This window comes from Pseudomonas kermanshahensis (assembly GCF_014269205.2).
Taxonomy (GTDB): domain Bacteria; phylum Pseudomonadota; class Gammaproteobacteria; order Pseudomonadales; family Pseudomonadaceae; genus Aquipseudomonas; species Aquipseudomonas kermanshahensis.
The window spans coordinates 1,878,540-1,895,663 of record NZ_JABWRY020000001.1 but is presented as its reverse complement, the minus strand read 5'-3'; the positions used below and the strand labels follow the sequence as shown (position 1 = coordinate 1,895,663).

At 63.0% G+C, this 17,124-nt stretch carries 18 protein-coding genes; 11 read left to right on the top strand and 7 right to left on the bottom strand.

Going from position 1 to position 17,124, the window contains the following annotated elements:
* Window position 1 precedes the first annotated feature (1 nt).
* The gene (locus tag HU764_RS08930) at window positions 2–604 is read left to right on the top strand and encodes a sarcosine oxidase subunit gamma (RefSeq protein WP_027596180.1); all 603 of its coding nucleotides are present in this window, start codon (window positions 2–4) and stop codon (window positions 602–604) included.
* A gap of 115 nt (window positions 605–719) precedes the next feature.
* Here HU764_RS08930 and HU764_RS08925 read toward each other — a convergent pair whose 3' ends face one another.
* Window positions 720–1,895, bottom strand: coding sequence for an MFS transporter (locus tag HU764_RS08925; RefSeq protein ID WP_186703210.1), 1,176 nt, complete (start codon window positions 1,893–1,895; stop codon window positions 720–722).
* 95 nt (window positions 1,896–1,990) lie between these two features.
* On the opposite strand from HU764_RS08925, the gene HU764_RS08920 reads away from it, so the two are divergent.
* The 5 genes from HU764_RS08920 to HU764_RS08900 all read left to right on the top strand — a co-directional run bounded on the left by HU764_RS08920 (window position 1,991) and on the right by HU764_RS08900 (window position 8,043).
* Window positions 1,991–2,920, top strand: a complete 930-nt coding sequence (locus HU764_RS08920; RefSeq protein WP_186703211.1) for a LysR family transcriptional regulator — start codon at window positions 1,991–1,993, stop codon at window positions 2,918–2,920.
* Between the two features lie 124 nt (window positions 2,921–3,044).
* Entirely contained in the window at window positions 3,045–3,776 is a 732-nt protein-coding gene (locus tag HU764_RS08915) for an AraC family transcriptional regulator (protein ID WP_186679847.1), read from the top strand.
* Window positions 3,777–3,888: 112 nt separating this feature from the next.
* Window positions 3,889–5,379 (top strand): efflux transporter outer membrane subunit, encoded by a 1,491-nt coding sequence (locus HU764_RS08910; RefSeq protein ID WP_186703212.1) that lies wholly within the window; start codon window positions 3,889–3,891, stop codon window positions 5,377–5,379.
* The gene (locus HU764_RS08905; RefSeq protein ID WP_186703213.1) at window positions 5,376–6,539 is read left to right on the top strand and encodes an HlyD family secretion protein; all 1,164 of its coding nucleotides are present in this window, start codon (window positions 5,376–5,378) and stop codon (window positions 6,537–6,539) included. Before HU764_RS08910 ends, HU764_RS08905 begins: the two co-directional genes overlap by 4 nt.
* Window positions 6,529–8,043, top strand: a complete 1,515-nt coding sequence (locus HU764_RS08900) for a DHA2 family efflux MFS transporter permease subunit (protein WP_186703214.1) — start codon at window positions 6,529–6,531, stop codon at window positions 8,041–8,043. The genes HU764_RS08905 and HU764_RS08900 overlap by 11 nt, the downstream gene beginning before the upstream one ends.
* Before the next feature lie 59 nt (window positions 8,044–8,102).
* On the opposite strand, the gene adhP is transcribed toward HU764_RS08900, so the two are convergent.
* The 3 genes from adhP to HU764_RS08885 all read right to left on the bottom strand — a co-directional run bounded on the left by adhP (window position 8,103) and on the right by HU764_RS08885 (window position 11,476).
* Window positions 8,103–9,113, bottom strand: a complete 1,011-nt coding sequence (gene adhP, locus HU764_RS08895) for an alcohol dehydrogenase AdhP (RefSeq protein WP_099428906.1) — start codon at window positions 9,111–9,113, stop codon at window positions 8,103–8,105.
* Window positions 9,114–9,440: 327 nt separating this feature from the next.
* Complete coding sequence (locus tag HU764_RS08890) at window positions 9,441–9,770, bottom strand: hypothetical protein (protein WP_027596171.1); 330 nt, start codon at window positions 9,768–9,770, stop codon at window positions 9,441–9,443.
* A gap of 35 nt (window positions 9,771–9,805) precedes the next feature.
* Entirely contained in the window at window positions 9,806–11,476 is a 1,671-nt protein-coding gene (locus tag HU764_RS08885) for a hypothetical protein (protein ID WP_186679875.1), read from the bottom strand.
* A gap of 368 nt (window positions 11,477–11,844) precedes the next feature.
* On the opposite strand from HU764_RS08885, the gene HU764_RS08880 reads away from it, so the two are divergent.
* The 3 genes from HU764_RS08880 to HU764_RS08870 all read left to right on the top strand — a co-directional run bounded on the left by HU764_RS08880 (window position 11,845) and on the right by HU764_RS08870 (window position 13,647).
* Complete coding sequence (locus tag HU764_RS08880; RefSeq protein ID WP_186679878.1) at window positions 11,845–12,840, top strand: 5'-nucleotidase; 996 nt, start codon at window positions 11,845–11,847, stop codon at window positions 12,838–12,840.
* Between the two features lie 64 nt (window positions 12,841–12,904).
* Window positions 12,905–13,165, top strand: a complete 261-nt coding sequence (locus tag HU764_RS08875; RefSeq protein WP_099454602.1) for a Pathogenicity locus — start codon at window positions 12,905–12,907, stop codon at window positions 13,163–13,165.
* Window positions 13,162–13,647 (top strand): GNAT family N-acetyltransferase, encoded by a 486-nt coding sequence (locus HU764_RS08870; RefSeq protein WP_186679881.1) that lies wholly within the window; start codon window positions 13,162–13,164, stop codon window positions 13,645–13,647. The genes HU764_RS08875 and HU764_RS08870 overlap by 4 nt, the downstream gene beginning before the upstream one ends.
* Window positions 13,648–13,808: 161 nt before the next feature.
* Here HU764_RS08870 and HU764_RS08865 read toward each other — a convergent pair whose 3' ends face one another.
* The 3 genes from HU764_RS08865 to HU764_RS08855 all read right to left on the bottom strand — a co-directional run bounded on the left by HU764_RS08865 (window position 13,809) and on the right by HU764_RS08855 (window position 15,620).
* Window positions 13,809–14,276, bottom strand: coding sequence for an anti-virulence regulator CigR family protein (locus HU764_RS08865; protein ID WP_186703215.1), 468 nt, complete (start codon window positions 14,274–14,276; stop codon window positions 13,809–13,811).
* 35 nt (window positions 14,277–14,311) lie between these two features.
* Window positions 14,312–14,599, bottom strand: a complete 288-nt coding sequence (locus tag HU764_RS08860; protein WP_099454605.1) for a hypothetical protein — start codon at window positions 14,597–14,599, stop codon at window positions 14,312–14,314.
* Between the two features lie 334 nt (window positions 14,600–14,933).
* Window positions 14,934–15,620 (bottom strand): hypothetical protein, encoded by a 687-nt coding sequence (locus HU764_RS08855; protein ID WP_371918136.1) that lies wholly within the window; start codon window positions 15,618–15,620, stop codon window positions 14,934–14,936.
* Between the two features lie 174 nt (window positions 15,621–15,794).
* Between HU764_RS08855 and HU764_RS08850 the strand changes: the two genes are divergently transcribed.
* Complete coding sequence (locus HU764_RS08850; protein ID WP_186679890.1) at window positions 15,795–16,619, top strand: AraC family transcriptional regulator; 825 nt, start codon at window positions 15,795–15,797, stop codon at window positions 16,617–16,619.
* A gap of 72 nt (window positions 16,620–16,691) precedes the next feature.
* Window positions 16,692–17,066, top strand: coding sequence for a cupin domain-containing protein (locus tag HU764_RS08845; protein ID WP_099428897.1), 375 nt, complete (start codon window positions 16,692–16,694; stop codon window positions 17,064–17,066).
* The last annotated feature ends 58 nt before the right edge of the window (window positions 17,067–17,124 follow it).

Sequence of the window (17,124 nt, the reverse complement as noted above, 5' to 3'; positions counted from 1 at the left end):
CATGACTAGCCTGAAGACAGAACAGTGCTTCTCTCCCCAGCCACAGGCCGAGCCACTGCTGACCTGCGCGCTGACCGACCTGACCGACCTGGCGCGGGTGGGTTTTCGTGGCGCCGACAGCGCGGCCTACCTGCAAGCACGCGGCTATCGTTTGCCGCCACAGCCCAACCAGGCGCTGCGCCAGGACGACGGTAGCTGGGTGGCGCGGCTGTCGGCCACCGAATACCTGCTGCTGGGCAGTTTCGCCGACCAAGGGGCGCGGATTGCCGCCGAAGAGGCCGACTGGGTGCAGGAGGCCCAGCGCAACTACCTGCTGCCGCGCCAGGACAGCCACGCCTGGCTGCAGCTGTCGGGGCAGCATTGCAGCGCGGTGATGGCCAAGCTATGCGGGGTTGACCTGCGTACCCAGGCGTTCCCGGTCGGGGCCGTGGCGCAGACATCGGCGGCGCGGATCAATGTGATCGTGGTGAATGTCGGGCGTGAAGCGGTGCCTGCCTTGCAACTGCTGTTTGACCGGGCTTCGCGGGCGTATTTTTGCGAAGCGATGCGCGATGCGATGGCGGAATTTGAAGGGGTGGAGATTGCACTGGACGCTGCGTACTAGCGGCAGGCGCGATTGAGGTAGGAGCAGCCTTGTGCTGCGAAGAGGCCCGTACCCGCAGCGAAGATCCACGGTGTTGCCACCGGCCTCTTCGCAGCGCAAGGCTGCTCCTACACCCTTAAAGCGTGGCCAGCGGTGAGGCCTGGACGGCCCGCGAGCGCCAGGCAAACAGCAACACCATCACCAGGCCCAACCCCGCCATCAACGCACCCGCCAGGGAAATCGCCGGGTAACCCAACCCTGCATTGATCACCGCGCCACCCAGCGCGGCACCGATCGCATTGCCCAGGTTGAACGCCCCGATATTCACCGCAGACGCTAGGTTGGGCGCCTCCTTGGCGGCCTCCATCACGCGCATCTGCAGCGGCGGTACCAGGGCAAAACTGGCAGCGCCCCACACCAGCACCGCCAGTGCGGTAGGCAGTGCCCAGGGCATCAACAGCGGGAACACCAGCAACACGGCAATCAGCACCGCCAACGAGACGATCAGCGTGCGTTCAACCGAACGGTCCGCCGCCTTGCCACCCCACACGTTGCCCAGCGTCAGGCCAATACCGAACAACACCAGCATGGCGGTGATGAACGGTGTGGAGGCCTGGGCTTCACTGTGCAGGATTGGCGCAATGTAGGTAAAGACGGTAAACATCGCACTGGAACCCACCACGGTCAGTGCCAGCGCCGCCAGTACCGGGCCACGGCCCAGCACGCGGATCTCGGCCATCACCCCATCGCTTTTCGGCAGCGGCACATTAGGCAGTGCGTACCACAGTGTCGTCATCGCAATCAGCCCCAGGCCCGCAATGCCCCAGAAGGCCGTACGCCACCCCAGCAATTCGCCAAACCAGGTGGCCAGCGGCACACCGCCGATGGTCGCCAGTGTCAGCCCCATGAACATGGCCGCCACGGCCCCTGCCCGTTTTTCAGGGGGCACCACGCTGGCCGCGACGATCGAGCCAATGCCAAAGAACGCGCCATGGTTGAGCGAGGTCACCACGCGGGCAACCATCAGGCTGGCGTAGTCGGTCGCCAGGGCCGACATCAGGTTACCCAGGGTGAAAATGGCCATCAGCCCGATCAGCAGGTAACGCCGTGGCACCCTGCCGGTGGCCAAGGTCATCAGCGGGGCACCGATCAGCACGCCGAGAGCGTAGGCACTGACCAGCAGCCCGGCTGCGGGGATCGACACGCCAAGGTCAGTGGCAATACTGGGCAACATGCCCATGGGGGCGAACTCGGTGACGCCGATGCCAAAGGCACCGATGGCGAGTGCGACGAGGGGTGGATTGATGCGCATGAAACGGCTCCTTATCTGTGCCTTAAATGCTACGATCCGTTTCATGCGGGCACTAGTCTGCATTTTTGCCAACCACCTTTGCGCATGAGGCACAAATGGACTTCACCGGAAGGTCTGGAGAGATGGAGATTTTTGCCAAGGTGGCGCAAGAAGGCAGCTTGTCTGCGGCGGCGCGGGCGCTGGGGCTGACGCCGTCGGCGGTCAGCCGGATCATCGCGCGTACCGAGCAGCGCCTAGGCACTCGCCTGCTGTTGCGCACCACCCGCGCCATCACGCTGACCCCAGAGGGCGACGCCTACCTGCGCGGCGCACGGCGCATCCTGGCCGACCTGGATGAGGTCGAGGATGCCATCACCGACCAAGGTGTACCGCGGGGCCGGCTGCGAGTCAGTGCCGCACTGGGCCATGCGCGACTGACGGTGGTGCCTTTGCTGGCGCAGTTCAGCGCCCTGTACCCGCAAGTGCTGGTCGATCTTACGCTCAGCGACGAAGTGGTCGACATCGCCGGCGGCCAGGCCGATGTCGCGCTGCGTTTCGGCCACCTGCCGGACAGCTCGCTGAGCGCCCGCTACATTGGCGACACCGGCCAAGTGATCGTCGCCTCGCCCGACTACCTGCAACGCTGCGGTACCCCCGTGGCACCTGAAGACCTGGCCCGCCACAACTGTTTGCGCTTCAACTTCCGCCGCGCTGAAGCGGACTGGCCGTTTTGCCGGGACGGGCAGGCCTTTGCCCTGAAAGTCACCGGTAACCTGGAGTGCAGCAGCGGCGAGGCACTGGCCCAATTCGCCAGGCTGGGGGCCGGCATCGCGCGCATCGGCACCTTCACAGTGGCCGATGACCTCAACAACGGGCAACTGGTGCCCGTGCTGGAAGCCTACAACCCCGGCGACCGCGAGCCGATACACGCCGTATTCGTCGGTGGCCCGGCGATGCCGGCACGGGTGCGGGTGTTCGTGGACTTCCTGGTCCAGCATCACCAGGGCTGGCCAACCCGCCACGAACAGCCACGATTTACACCCTGAGCGCAATTCATGCGCATATTTCTGCGTTGCACGCGAACACTTAGCAACCCCGCCTGACTGCCTTGCGATAGCATTGGATCCAATCGTTACCCCTGCTCGCCCCACACGGCCCGAGGAGATTGGCATGCAAGCTTTGGGAATGGACTACCGACACGGCGAAGTGGTTGCCAGCCACTGCCATGCCGAAGATCAACTGATGTATGCCGCCAACGGCGTGATGCGCGTGTACAGCGATGGCGGCAACTGGGTGATACCGCGCGGGCAGGCGCTGTGGATACCAGCCGGCATGAGCCACGAAGTGCGCATGCAAGGCGAAGTGTCGATGCGCACCTTGCTGCTGGGGTCGCACGTGACTCGCTGCCATGTGATCGCGGTCTCCGGCCTGCTGCGCGAGTTGATCCTGGCGGGGTCACGGATGTTGCAACGCGACGAGCCGCTGGGCGAGCACGTTCGGGCACTGATCCAGCGTGAACTGGAGACCGCCGAGCGCATCGACGCTTATGTGCCGGTACCGCAGCATGCGCGGCTGCGCGCCTGGTGCGAGGGGTTTCTCGAAGACCCGGCCCAGGACCTGACGCTGGAGCAGTGTGGCGCGCAGTTGAGCATGAGTGCCCGCACCCTGGCGCGGTTGTTTCAGCGTGAGGTGGGAATGTCGTATGGCGAGTGGCGGGCCCGCACCCGCATGATCCTCAGCCAGCAGTGCCTGGCCGATGGCAAGCCAATCCTGAACGTGGCGCTGGAGCACGGCTACCAGAGCGCCAGCGCATTCGCCGCGATGTTCAAGCGCATCCTTGGCTACAACCCCAGCGCCTGGCAAATCAGCGTGCTCGGCACCGGCACCGCGCCCACGCACTGACCGCCGAGGCTGAGGTTGTCCCAGTTGCGCGCACGGTTGTCCCGCTTGCGGCAGCGGGGCCACCCTACCCCTCGATAAGCTGGCTTCACGACCCCTCATACGACTTTGCGTGATGCCAATACGATCCCTTTCCTGCCCTGCCGGGCGCGCCGCCGCCCTCGGTTTGTTCGGCGTGCTGACGGCTTGCACCGGGCACCCCACAAACGCTGTGCCCCCCACTGCATACCAGGCAACCCCTGCACTGCACCTGCCTGCCGGCGTCAGCGACCAGACGCTGCCCGCGCGCTGGTGGGCGCTGTACCACGACCCGCAGCTCAATGCCTGGGTGGTGCAAGCCTTGGCGCACAACCAGGACCTGGCGCAGGCCGAAGCCAATGTGCAGGCCATGCTCGCCGGCATTGGCGAGTTCGATGCCCGGCGCTGGCCGTCCACCTCCATTGGCATGGGCGCGAGCTATGGCAAGAGCGCCGATGACCAGACCCTGGCCGAGGCGACCGACAGCCATGCGCCGTCGCAATGGGCTTTCAACCCGGCCATCGAGCTGGCTTACCAGGTCGATGTCTGGGGCCAGGTGCGCGCCGCCATCGAGCGGGCGCGGGTGCAGGCCGAGGCCAGCCGCGATGCCCTGGACCTGGTGCAGCTGCACGTGGTCAGCCAGACCACCCGGGCCTACATCGACCAGTGTGTGTACAGTGCCCGCATCGCCGCGGCCAGGCAGTCCCTGAGCACCCTAGAGCGCAGTGTGCAGCTCAGCGACCGCCAGCGGCAGGCCGGGGTCGCTACGGAGCTCGATAGCGTGCGCCTGCTGGGGTTGCGCGAGCAGGTGCGGGCGCAGCTGCCGATGCTGGAGGCACGTCGGCAGATGGCGCTGTACAAACTGAGCATGCTCAGTGGCCAGGACCCGACAACGCTCACGGACGACACTGACACCTGCCAGCGCATGCCGACCCTCGCCGCGCCGTTGCCCGCTGGCGACGCCTGGCGCCTGCTCGAACGCCGGCCCGACGTGCGCAAGGCCGAGCGCGAACTGCAGGCTGCCGCCCTGGAAGTCGATATCGTCAAGGCCGACCTGTATCCGAAAGTCAGCTTCGGTGCCTCGTTGACCTCGTCGGACCACCACCTTGCCAACCTGGGTGACAGCCGCGCGGTGATGTTTGCCATCGGGCCGTTGATCAGCTGGGAATTCCCCAATATCAAAGCCAACCGGGCACGGGTGAACAAGGCCCAGGCCTTGCAAAACGCGCAGGTCGCCCATTACCGCGGGGTAGCGCTGGCGGCCCTCAAGGATGTGCGCCAGGCGCTGGCGCGCCTTGAGGGTGAGCGCCAACGGGCCTTGGCCCTGGGTGCGGCCCTGGCGCAAGGCGAGCGTGGCTTTGCCCTTGCGCAACGCAACTATCAGGCAGGCACCGTTGATGCATTGGCGTTGCTCGACAGCGAGCGCGACCTGATCCAGATCAGGGCCAGCCACGTCGAGGCCCAAGGCCGCCTGGCGCGTGCCCAGATCAACCTGTTCCGCGCCCTCGGCGGGCGCTGGCAGTCGTCACCAGCACCGGCCCCAAACCAGGTGCACCGCTCCACCCCCGAGACTGGAAGCCAATCATGAATGTTGCCGTTAGCAAGAACCCGCTGCCCGATGACCAGGCCCAGGCCCAGGCAGTTGCCAGCGCCCCCAGGCCTACCCGTCGCCGCCTGGCGCTGTACGCCGGTGGTGGCCTGACGGTGCTGGCAGCGCTGGCATTCAGCGGGTACTGGTTGACCACGGGGCGCTACCTGGAAACCACCGATGACGCTTACGTGCGCGCCGACTGGGTGGCCTTGAGCGCGCGCGTGGCCGGCTATGTGGCCAAGGTGGAAGTGGAGGACGACCAGGCCGTCAAAGCCGGCGATGTGCTGGTGCGCCTGCAGCACCGCGACTACCGCGCCCGCCTCGACCAGGCCACTGCTGGCGTGGCCGAAGCGCACGCCGCGCTGGCCGCCGCCCAGGCAGGCCAGCAAGTGGCCGCCGAACGCATCAACCAGCAGCAGCAGGCCATCGTCCAGGCTGAAGCGGCCGTGCACAGTGCCAACGCCGAGCGCCAGCGCAGCGAGCTGGACATGCAGCGTTACCGTGGCTTGGTGCGCGATGACGCAGCCACTGTGCAGCGCCTGGAAGCCGCCCACACCAACGCCGTGCAAGCCGGTGCCGCGCTGCAAGGCGCGCAGGCACATTTGCGTGAACAGCGCTCGCAGCTGGCGATGGCCAAGGCGCAGGCGCTGGCGGCCGATGCCGACATCAAGCAACGGGCAGCAGCCCTGAGCCGTGCCCAGGCCCGGCAGGCGCTGGCCGACCAGGATGCACAGGATACCGTCCTGCGCGCGCCCATCGACGGTGTGGTCGGCCAGCGCCGTGTGCGCGCCGGGCAGTACGTGGTGCCTGGCCAGCCGCTGCTGGCGGTGGTGCCGTTGCAGCAGACCTACGTGGTTGCCAACTACAAGGAAACCCAGCTGGCACACATGCGCCCGGGACAACCGGTGCAGGTCCGTGTCGACAGCTTCTCCAGCCAGCCTGTGCAAGGCCACGTGGCCAGCTTCTCGCCGGCGTCCGGTAACGTCTTCGCGCTGCTGCCATCGGACAACGCCACTGGCAACTTCACCAAGATCGTCCAGCGTTTTCCGGTGCGCATCGTCCTCGACCGGCCGGCAGACGGCCTGCAGATACTGCCCGGCATGTCGGTGGTGACCACGGTCGACACCCGCCCCGTGGAGCCTGCCGATGAGCAGTGAGCAACGCGTACCGTTACGCGCCTGGGTGGCCGTGTTCGGCGGCCTGCTCGGCTGCTTCATGGCCGGCATGAACGTGCACGTTACCAGCGCGGCGCTGCCCGAGATCCGCGGCTCGCTGGGCGCGAGCTTCGAGGAAGGCTCGTGGATTTCCACCGCGTACCTGGTGGCGGAAATCGTCATGATTCCGCTGACGGCCTGGCTGGTCGAAGTGTTTTCCATGCGCCGGGTGATGTGGACGGGTTCGTTCATCTTCCTGCTGGCGTCAATCGCCTGCTCGTGGGCCCCCAACCTTGAGGCGATGATCACCCTCAGGGTGATTCAGGGCGCTGCCGGCGCCGTGCTGATCCCCCTCTCCTTCCAGCTGATCATCACCGAACTGCCCGCCAGCAAGATGGCCATGGGCATGGCCCTGTTCAGCCTGGCCAACAGCGTGGCCCAAGCGGCCGGCCCTTCCATTGGCGGCTGGTTGACCGATGTCTATTCGTGGCGCTGGATCTTCTACCTGCAGCTGTTCCCCGGTATCGCCTTGCTGCTCGCCATCGCCTGGTCGATCGAGGCCAAACCCCTGCAACTGACCCTGTTGCGCCGTGGCGACTGGCTGGGCATCACGGCCATGGTCGTTGGCCTGGGCGGCCTGCAGATCGTGCTGGAAGAAGGCGGCCGGCTGGACTGGTTCGGTTCGACATTCATCGTCGGCATGTCAATCATCGCCGGCCTGGCGCTGGTGGTGTTCGTCTACACGCAGCTGTACGGCCAACGCGCGTTCATCAACTTGCGCTTGCTGGGGCGGTACAACTTCGGGGTGGCCAGCGTTGCCATGTTCATCTTTGGCGGGGCTACCTTTGGCCTGGTGTTCCTGGTGCCCAACTACCTCTCCCAACTGCAGGGCTACAGCGCCCGCGACGTAGGGGTGGCGCTGATCGCCTATGGCGTAGTGCAACTGCTGCTGGCGCCATTGATGCCACGGCTGATGGCCTGGACCAGCGCCAAGTTCATGGTGGCCAGCGGTTTTCTGATCATGGCTGCCGGCTGCTGGCTGGGCGCGAGCCTGACAGTCGACAGCGCCGACAACGTCATCATCCCATCCACGGTGGTACGCGGCATTGGCCAGCCGTTCATCATGGTGGCGCTGTCGGTACTGGCGGTAGCGGGGTTGGAAAAGCGAGAAGCGGGCTCCGCTTCAGCGGTGTTTTCCATGCTGCGCAACCTCGGGGGCGCCATCGGCACTGCCGCGCTGACGCAGATCGTGGCCACGCGCGAGCGTTACCACAGCGAGCGCATTCACGAGCATGTGACGGTGTTTGCGCCCAGCGTTCAGGAGCGCATCAGCCAAACCGTGCAGAGCTGGCTGCCGGCCCAGCAGCAGGCGCTGGAGGGGGTGGCGGCAACCATTCGACGCCAGGCCTACCTGATGGCTTACAGCGATGCGTTCTACCTGGCGTGCCTGGCGCTGATAGGCTGCGCGGTGGCGGCGTTACTGTTGCGGACCCAGCGATCGGCTTGAACCCACCCTGAAAACGGCCCGCACACGCGGGCCGGCTTCATTTGGGCAGGCAGCAGCCTTCAATCGGCGAATTGGATCACCATGCGGCCTTTGATCTTGCCCGCTTGCATCTCTTCGAAGATGTCATTGATGTCTTCGATCGGGCGCAGGGTCACCTTCGGCACCACCTTGCCTTGGGCGGCAAACTCGAAGGCTTCGTGTAGGTCTTGGCGGGTGCCGACCAGCGAACCGACAACCTCGATTCCGTCGAGTACCAGGCGTGGAATATCCAGGCTCATGGCTTCTGGCGGTAGCCCCACAGCTACGAGGCGACCGCCCGCGCGCAGTGCATCCACTGCAGAGTTGAACGCGCTCTTGGCCACTGCCGTGACCACGGCAGCATGGGCGCCCCCGGTCTTGGCCTGGATGACTTTCGCGGCGTCTTCGTCGCGCGGGTTGACCACCAGGTCGGCGCCCATTTCGCGGGCGAAGGCCAGCTGATCATCGTTGACGTCGATGGCAATGACACGGGCGTTGAAGACGTTTTTGGCGTACTGCAGGGCGAGGTTGCCCAGGCCGCCAAGGCCGTAAATGGCCAGCCATTGCCCAGGGCGGATATTTGATGATTTCACCGCTTTGTAGGTGGTCACGCCGGCGCAGGTGATGCTGCTGGCGGCCGCTGAATCCAGCCCATCCGGCACTTTAACCGCATAGTCGGCCACCACGATGCACGCCTCGGCCATGCCACCGTCGACCGTGTAGCCGGAGTTTTTCACCTCACGGCACAGGGTCTCGTTGCCGCTGTTGCAATATTCGCAGTGCCCGCAGCCCTGGAAGAACCACGCCACACTGGCCCGGTCACCCGGCTTGAGCGACGTGACACCCGGCCCCACTTCCACGACCACGCCAATCCCTTCGTGGCCCAGAATCACACCCGTCTTGTCGCCGAAATCGCCATTCTTGACATGCAGGTCGGTATGGCAAACGCCACAGCACTGCATCTTCAGCAACGCTTCACCGTGCGCCAGCGGCCGCAGTGTTTTCTCCACCACGTCCACGCGACGCCCTTTGGCAACGACAGCAGCTTTCATAAACACCTCCGTGTCTGTCTGAGTGAGCTTGAGAGAATGCCCGGATCAGCATAGTGGCGGATGGGGGAAGAGGCGTTGCTTCAGGTCAGGTTTTGAACGGGGGAGCGAGTTTACCCTAATGCCAGTCAGTTAAGCCCAATGGGTCCGCTGCGCGGCCCATCGCTGGCAAGCCAGCTCCCACAGGGAAGGCGTAATTGTCGAGAGCCCCGCTCACCCTGTGGGAGCTGGCTTGCCTGCGATGGGCTGCGCAGCAGCCCCAATGAAGGCCGGTAAAGCTAAACGTTTGCCGTAAACAGTGGCGATGGGCCGCAGAGCGGCCCGGTAGGGTCAGTCGACGCGCACGAACACTTGCTTGGCCATGTTGTTGCCACCAATCGACTCGAGGCGCTTGCCGCCGTCCAGCACGCGGACGTTGATCAGCGCGACACCGTTGGCATCACGGGCTACCACCACGTCGTCCTTGCGCTCCCACTCGTCGACCTTGATCTTGTTGCCTGCGGCAATGATGTAGTCGCTGGAGAACTCGACCGTCTGCTTGCCTGCGCTGTAGCCCATCACGCTGGTCGTGGCCTCGTAGGTGCCATCCAGCGCGTCGTTGCCGCAGCCAGCCAGTACGCAGAACGGCAGTGCTGCCAGCACGTATTTGAAGTGACGCATAAGTAATCCTTGTCTGTAAATCCTGAAAGAAACAATCAACCCTTGGCGGTGCCCACCAGGGAGTCGATCAACATCGCCGAGGCTGTGTCGCCGTTTTCCAGCACCAGCTGGCGAATCGATTTGCCGAACGCCGCCAGCGGCGTGTCGAAGGTGAAGTCGGACTTGCCCTGATAGCTGGCAGCGAAGCGGATCACATTCTCGGACCAGCCCACGCGCTGCCCGGCTGCCGCCAGGTTGTAGCTGTCGAAGAAGGCCGCGGCCACCGGCGTGGTGCCATCGACATCGGCTGCATTCAGGTCAGCGCCCGCCGCGACCAGCGCGTCGGCGTAGCTGTGGTTACGCTGGGCCATGCAGGCATGCAGGGCCGTCTCGCCGCCGTAGGCCTTGGCGTTGACGTCGCTGCCCTTGAGCAGTGCCTGGAACAGCGCTTCAGGCTGCTGGCCGGCGCCACGGCGGCGTTGCAGGCTGCCGGCTTGCTGGCAGAACACCGACAGCGCAGTGTCGCCGTAGACGTTGTGCGCCTTCAGGTCTTCCTTGCCCGCCAGGGTGATCATGTGCGCGAAGCTGCACGAGCTGTAGTCGCTGCCCGCCAGGCAGTTCATCAGGCGCGTGTTGCCGTTGATATCCCGCCCCATCGGGTCTGCGCCTACCGAGATCAAGTAGTCATAGGCGTTATCGGCGACCACGGTGATCAGCGGCTTGTTCTCGTAATGCAGGCGTTGATTGACATTGATGCCGGCGCTTTTCAGCAGGTAGGCGAAGGCGTCGAGGTCTTTGATCTCTTTTGCCCAGTCCGACGTACGCGCCTGGCCCTGGGCGGCGTCCCACAGGCGCATAGCCATGGGCGAGGTGTCTGGCGGGCTATCAACATCACGTACTTGGGCCGAGCCAGGCTGATAGTTGACCCACACACCAGCCTGCTTGTCGTCCTTGTAGCTGCCCTTTTCGGACACCGTGCCGGCAGGCCAGCCGCGAATGAAGTACACCTCGTACAGGCCGTTCTTTTTACCTGCGCTGTACTCGACCTTTGTGGCCGGCAGCGACGTGCCATCAGTGAACGACGTCCAGGTCTCACGCACGCCGTCGAGCTCGCCAGCCTTGTAGGTCGCGCGGTCCTTCAGTGTGCCCTGGTAGTCATAGTGCTCCACCAGGCCATCGAGCTTGCCGGAACCATCGCTGGCGAAGGTTTCCAGCAAGGTGAGCTTTTGTTGGCCATCGACCACCTTCCACTCGCGTTGGGTGCCGACACGGATCGCGCGCTTGCGGAAATCAACGGTCGGGATCTCTGTGCTGTCACTGACCTGCAAGCCTGTGGCGCAGTCGTAGTGCTGCTCGCTGCGGCGCCCGCCCTCGAGGGTGATGACGTTGTCCAGGTGATCGGCGAACTCGCCCTTGCACCAGGTTTTCTTGGGCCCGACGAACGCACCGTCCTGCAACTGACCTTCAACCAGCAGTTTGCCGTCCTGGTCGAACTCCTTCCATTCCCCGACCACTTTGCCGTCTTCGACCTTGAACGCCTGCAGCACCCGGTCACCCACCTTGTGCACCACGGTGCCGTTCAACCGCTCGCCCGACTTGCGCTCCAGGTACAGCGCATGCGGCGACCCGACAGTGCCGGTGTAGCTGGTGACTTCGTCGAAGTTGTATTCGGAGTTGCAACCTGCCAAGGCGGAGGCCAGGGCACAGAGAACGAAACGCTTTTTCATGAATATCCTTGTTGAAATGCGTGCAGCCTGTTGCGGGGCATGGCTTCGCCAACGCCCAGCAATGGCCTGGATGCAACGGAGTTAATGCAATGCGCAAAATGGCAGGCAGTGCCGCTGGAGGGCATCGGCTAGAAACGCATCAAGAAACTTGCCTTTCCATGGTTAACCGCTCTGGAATGCGGGTTTCGGCGGGATTATACATAGTAGCCTAACGATGGCAACGCTAATGATCTGTGCCGCGTTTGCAAGCATGCGCCTCCCTGTGGGAGCGGGCTTGGCCGCGAAGGGGCGAGGAGCGGCCCCAATTAACTATCACCCGCCTGCATACCCGTATACTCGTCACCTGCACCCCTCAAGGAGCACGCTCAATGCCCTACCCCATCGAACACAAGCTGGTCATTGGCGTGGCCTCCAGTGCACTTTTCGACCTCACCGTGTCTGACGACATCTACAAGGCCGACGGCGTCGAGGCTTACCGCCAGCACCAAGAGCAAAACCTGGATGAGCCCTTCCCGAGGGGCGTTGCGTTCCCGTTCATTCGCCGCTTCCTCAGCATCAACCAGGCCTTCCCCGACCAACTTCCCGTGGAAGTGGTGTTGCTCTCGCGCAACTCGCCCGAAACGGGCTTGCGCGTGTTCCGCTCCATCAGCCATTACCAACTGGACATCACCCGCGCCGCCTTTATGTCCGGCCGCTCGCCCCACGAGTACATCCCGGCCTTCAACGCCTCGTTGTTTCTCAGCGCCAACGAAGACGACGTGCAGCGCGCCATCGACGCCAGCTACCCCGCTGGCCTGGTGCTGCCGACGCGCATTTACGACGATGAGATCGACACCGAGCTGCGCGTGGCCTTCGACTTTGACGGCGTGATCGCCGATGACGAAGCGGAAAGCGTGTACAAGCAGAACGACAACCTGGACGACTTCCAGGCCCACGAGCGGGCCCGCAAGGCCATCCCCCACCAGCCCGGGCCACTGGCGGACCTGTACCGCAAGCTCTCCCACATTCGCACGCTCGAAGACCAGAAGCTGGCACAAGACCCGAACTACAAACGCATCTTGCGCATCGCCATCGTGACCGCGCGCAACGCGCCGTCGCACGAGCGGGTGGTGACCACGTTGAAGGATTGGGGTGTGTCGCCGGATGAGTGCTTCTTCCTAGGCGGGATGGAAAAGCCCCGGGTGTTGTCGATTCTCAAACCCCACGTGTTCTTCGATGATCAACGCAGCCACCTGCAGTCACCGGCCGGCGACCTGCCGATGGTGCATGTGCCGTTTGGGGTGGCAAACAGAAGTGGGCCGAAGCGGTTATCGAAACAGCCGCTGGAAACACCACAAAGCAACGCACTGGAGAAACTTGATTAGCCCCAGCAGGCCAGCGAGTTGGTAAACTCCAGCGGCAGCATTTGCCGATAACAGGAGTTTACGGATGCCATTTCCACTGACGGAACACACAGCATTACTGGCCCTCAAGGGCGTAGGGCCAACCGTTATCGCTCGCCTTGAGCAGATGGGGATTGATTCGCTGGCGATGCTTAGCGAAGCGAATGTCGATGACATTTTGGCCCAGGCATCAGCGGCCGTTGGCTCGACATGCTGGAAGAACAGCCCCCAAGCGCGTGCTGCGATCAATGCGGCCATTCAGTTGGCGAAGGAAACTCAGTCGCGTGCATTGAGGGCGCGAGAGTGAGTTGCCCTATTCGCTTGGCGAATGCAGACGACGCCGGGGTTATAAGCCGAGTCGTGATAGCGGCCTTACGCCAGTCGAACGCGGCTGACTATGATGCCGAGACTATCTCGCGCATCGAGGCGTCTTTCAGTACGGCGGCCATTCTTGAGATGCTGACTCGGCGGTTGGTGTTTGTGGCATTGATTGAGGATGAGGTGATTGCCACGGCCAGTCTTGACGGGGATGTGGTCAGAAGTGTGTTTGTCGAACCCCAGCATCAAGGGCTTGGGGTCGGGAAACAGCTGATGGCAGTGATTGAAGATGAAGCGATTGCGCGTGGGCTGGAGGTGTTGCGTGTGCCCTCCTCCATTACGGCGGAAAGGTTTTATGCAAGGTTGGGGTTTTGCACAGTGCGGGATGCGTTTTATGGGGAGGAGCGGACGGTTGTCATGCAGAAAACGCTTCCAGCCTTTGACCCTTCAGGCGGATCGCGTTTTGTGTGAGATCAACCTAGACCTTGCGCTGGAGATGCCGTGAAGCCCATCGCAGCGGTTCAGCTGCCCTCACTTTAAAACTCGCGCTACGCCGACCATTCCCTGATAGCAAGCTCTACCTGAGATGGGAAAGAAAGAGAAAAGGGTACAGGTGGCGTCTTATGGGCGGCTCAATCAAACGCCCCGTTCACAACCTCATAAATAATCCCGGTAGCAACCGCCACGAGTATCAAATCTACCCCCGCCTGCATCCACTCGTAACCCTCATAGTGAGGCAGTTGCCCCAGCAATCTGCCATCCAGCTTCTTGGCGATGCCCGGCGGCAGAGGCTTCCCCCGCGCCAGGTTCTTCTGAATGCCGGGCGGCAATGCAGCGCCAGGGTTCCAATAGCTGCGGTGGCCACTCAAGATGCCGAGGACATCGCCCCGGTCTATCGATGGACCACCCGGCCACTCACCAGCCTGCGAGCCGTTTTTCTTACTCCCCGCATTGCCCTGCCCCTGGGAGTGCTGCGCCTGACCCTTGCCTTGTCCATGCCCCTTGCTATTGCCGTTACCCGGATCGGCGTACGAAGCAGCAGAGGCTACTAACAGCGCCACTGAAGTGACTGCGGCAATCAACGCGTGTGACTTGGCCATTGCGACATCCTTTTTCAGTGAAACGGTTGGAATTTCTATTCCTTGACCTGGCAAACACCATTGGCTCTGTTCTTACCGGTGTACGAGACATCCGCCGAGCCGTCAGGGTTGATGGACAACGAAATCGTCACCCCACTGCCTTTAGCTTCGAAGTAGTTATCATTGAAGGTCTTCAGCTTGCCTTCCTTGCCATTGATATAAACCGGACCGCCCCTGTCGGCATGGACCTCAATGTTGCCCGGACATGTCGCATTCAGTAGCGGAATGCCCGCCTGGGCTGCGCCGGACGCTGCCAGTAGTAAAACCAGAATCTCACGCCTCATCACCCGACCCCTGATCGTTTTTGTCGTAATGCCCCACCAGATCCAGTGAGGTTAGCTAAGTTTTCGCCCCGGTGTGCACGACGACACCGAACCGCTCAGCCTCACTCAGCACCCGGCGGGATTCCATCCTTGTTCTTGTCCTTAAGCTTGGCCTTTTCCGCTTCCGTGGAATGCGCCGGTACTTGGCTTTGTTGCTTCTGGTCGTCTTTGCGCTCAGTCATCTTGCTACCCTCTGGTTGATGTTCTTTAGGCACCCCTGCAGTTGGGCAGTTCAAATATAGGGGCGCAGCACCACGGCGGTGGATTGCCCCTCCATGCCGATAAACGCATTACCTCATGGCCGCATCAAAGGCTCGATACCGATCCATTTCTTCACAGGTTGGTAGCAGAGTTTGATCGGTGGAATCGGCAGCTTCTGGCCTTGAACCTCCAGCGCGCCCAGGTGGATGGTCCACTTGGAATTGGCATCGAACTTGTCCGTCTGGAAAATCACATAAGCGGAGCCGTAGCGTTTGTTGTTGGTGATCTTGGGGATGTTGCGGTGTACTTCGTCGCTGTTGATGTCGTAGGGCGATGGGCGCGCGGCGGTTGGGTAAACGAGCGGATAGTCGTAGGTTTTGTCGATGCCCAGGTACACCTCGGGCCGCGCCTGCAGGCGTGAGCCATCTTCGAAGGTGATAGAGGCCTGGCGGCTGTCGTAGAGGATCGGGATCGGCGGCTCGCCGCGGGTGGAGCTGGACGACGGACGCTGGCGGTTTTTGTTGTAGGCGATCAGTTGCACATAGAATTCACGCCGCGCGTACTTCTCGCCGGGGTACTCGACGTGCAGGACTTGCTCGATTGGCCGGTCGCTCCAGTGGGCGGCGTGGTCGTAGAGGTAGGTTTCCAGGTAGAGGGTGGTCTCCCCTTGCGGGCCTGGCACTTTGAATTGAAATTCGGATTGGCAAAGGTCTGCGTAGGCGGGGCGCTCGCGCTTCCAGGGGACGCAGGCGGCGAGCGTGGCCGCTGCCAGCAATAGCATAAGCGATTGGGTGCATTTCACGTTGGACATAACCCTCCTTGGTTCGGTTTTCTGTACGCTAGGACCCCCAATCTGGCTCAGGGGTTCAGGCCTCTGACCTGAGTGCAGCTTTAATCAGTAGGCAACCGTTTTCAAGCGACCGTCACGCACGGAACCCGGCAGGAAAGCCCCTCCATGGAACGTAAAACAGCCCACGCAGCCACCTCTGACTGGGTCATACGCAGCGCTCAACCCGGCAGCGTAGAGCGGATCGAAGCATGGTTCGGTAGCCATGGCTACGATCCGCATCGTCACGACACCTATTCGATCGGCCGCACCCTCGCCGGCGTGCAGAGCTTTCACTACAAGGGGGCACTGTGCCACGGCGTACCCGGTAATACGCTGGTCCTGCACCCTGATGAAGTGCATGACGGCATGGCCGGCACGGAGGCGGGCTTTCGCTACCGAATGGCCTACATCGACCCGGCGCTGATCCAAAACGTGCTCAGCGGTGAGCCGTTACCCTTCATTGCTGGCGGGCTGTCCAGCGACCCGCGCCTGTACCGCGCCAGTGAAGCCTTCGTGCAGGCACTGGACCACCCCCTGGAAACACTGGAAGAGCAGGACGCCGTCTATGACCTGGCCATGGCCTTGCGTGCGGTCGGCGGCAAGCCACGCGGTCGCAAACGCCTGGACTACCGCTCGGCCGAGCGCGCCCGGGCATTCATCATGGAGCACCTGCACCTGGGCATCACCCTGGAAATGCTCGAACAGGCCAGCGGGCGCGAGCAATGGAGCTTGTCACGGGACTTCCGCGCCCTTTACGGCACCAGCCCCTATCGCTTTGTCACGCTGCGGCGCCTGGACACTGTTCGGCGGCTGATGCTGGATGGCTTCACGCTGGTTGATGCAGCCCTGGCTGCGGGCTTTCACGATCAAAGCCACATGACCCGGCACTTCACCCGCAGCTATGGCGTGTCGCCTTTGCGCTGGCTGGAACGGCTGCGGCCTGCGCGCTGACTTGCAGGATCGTACAAGCGCCGCGCGCTTCGGGTTCGATAGGCTGACTACCTCAACTACAGAGGATCCGTCATGACCAATGCCAACTTGCAACCTGTGAACCTGGCCCAAAAGGCTTCGCTGATCGATCGACAGTGGAGCCCGAGGGTGGTCGCCGAAATGAACGACTACCAGTTCAAGGTCGTGCGAATCGAGGGTGAATTCATCTGGCACTCGCACCCAGAGACCGACGAAGCGTTTCTTGTGCTTGAAGGCACGTTACGCATCGACCTACCCGAGGGCTGCGTCTATGTGAACCCGGGCGAACTGTATGTGGTGCCACGTGGGGTAGAGCACAGGACAGCGGCCCAGGGCGAAGCGAAACTGATGATGATCGAGCCACGCGGCGTGCTGAATACCGGCCATGAAGGGGGTGAGCGCACAGCCTTGAACGACGTGTGGATCTGAGTCGGCGCTGCTTCAGGGGCGGCATTACGGCAGAGTAACAGGCTCAACGCCGCCCCCT

Coding starts and splice junctions, on each gene's coding strand:
- HU764_RS08845 (WP_099428897.1), top strand. CDS start 16,692: ATGACCAATGCCAACTTGCAACCTGTGAACCTGGCCCAAAAGGCTTCG.
- HU764_RS08900 (WP_186703214.1), top strand. CDS start 6,529: ATGAGCAGTGAGCAACGCGTACCGTTACGCGCCTGGGTGGCCGTGTTC.
- HU764_RS08855 (WP_371918136.1), bottom strand. CDS start 15,620: ATGCTATTGCTGGCAGCGGCCACGCTCGCCGCCTGCGTCCCCTGGAAG.
- HU764_RS08910 (WP_186703212.1), top strand. CDS start 3,889: ATGCCAATACGATCCCTTTCCTGCCCTGCCGGGCGCGCCGCCGCCCTC.
- HU764_RS08885 (WP_186679875.1), bottom strand. CDS start 11,476: ATGAAAAAGCGTTTCGTTCTCTGTGCCCTGGCCTCCGCCTTGGCAGGT.
- HU764_RS08915 (WP_186679847.1), top strand. CDS start 3,045: ATGCAAGCTTTGGGAATGGACTACCGACACGGCGAAGTGGTTGCCAGC.
- HU764_RS08920 (WP_186703211.1), top strand. CDS start 1,991: ATGGACTTCACCGGAAGGTCTGGAGAGATGGAGATTTTTGCCAAGGTG.
- HU764_RS08875 (WP_099454602.1), top strand. CDS start 12,905: ATGCCATTTCCACTGACGGAACACACAGCATTACTGGCCCTCAAGGGC.
- HU764_RS08865 (WP_186703215.1), bottom strand. CDS start 14,276: ATGGCCAAGTCACACGCGTTGATTGCCGCAGTCACTTCAGTGGCGCTG.
- HU764_RS08850 (WP_186679890.1), top strand. CDS start 15,795: ATGGAACGTAAAACAGCCCACGCAGCCACCTCTGACTGGGTCATACGC.
- HU764_RS08890 (WP_027596171.1), bottom strand. CDS start 9,770: ATGCGTCACTTCAAATACGTGCTGGCAGCACTGCCGTTCTGCGTACTG.
- adhP (WP_099428906.1), bottom strand. CDS start 9,113: ATGAAAGCTGCTGTCGTTGCCAAAGGGCGTCGCGTGGACGTGGTGGAG.
- HU764_RS08925 (WP_186703210.1), bottom strand. CDS start 1,895: ATGCGCATCAATCCACCCCTCGTCGCACTCGCCATCGGTGCCTTTGGC.
- HU764_RS08860 (WP_099454605.1), bottom strand. CDS start 14,599: ATGAGGCGTGAGATTCTGGTTTTACTACTGGCAGCGTCCGGCGCAGCC.
- HU764_RS08905 (WP_186703213.1), top strand. CDS start 5,376: ATGAATGTTGCCGTTAGCAAGAACCCGCTGCCCGATGACCAGGCCCAG.
- HU764_RS08880 (WP_186679878.1), top strand. CDS start 11,845: ATGCCCTACCCCATCGAACACAAGCTGGTCATTGGCGTGGCCTCCAGT.
- HU764_RS08930 (WP_027596180.1), top strand. CDS start 2: ATGACTAGCCTGAAGACAGAACAGTGCTTCTCTCCCCAGCCACAGGCC.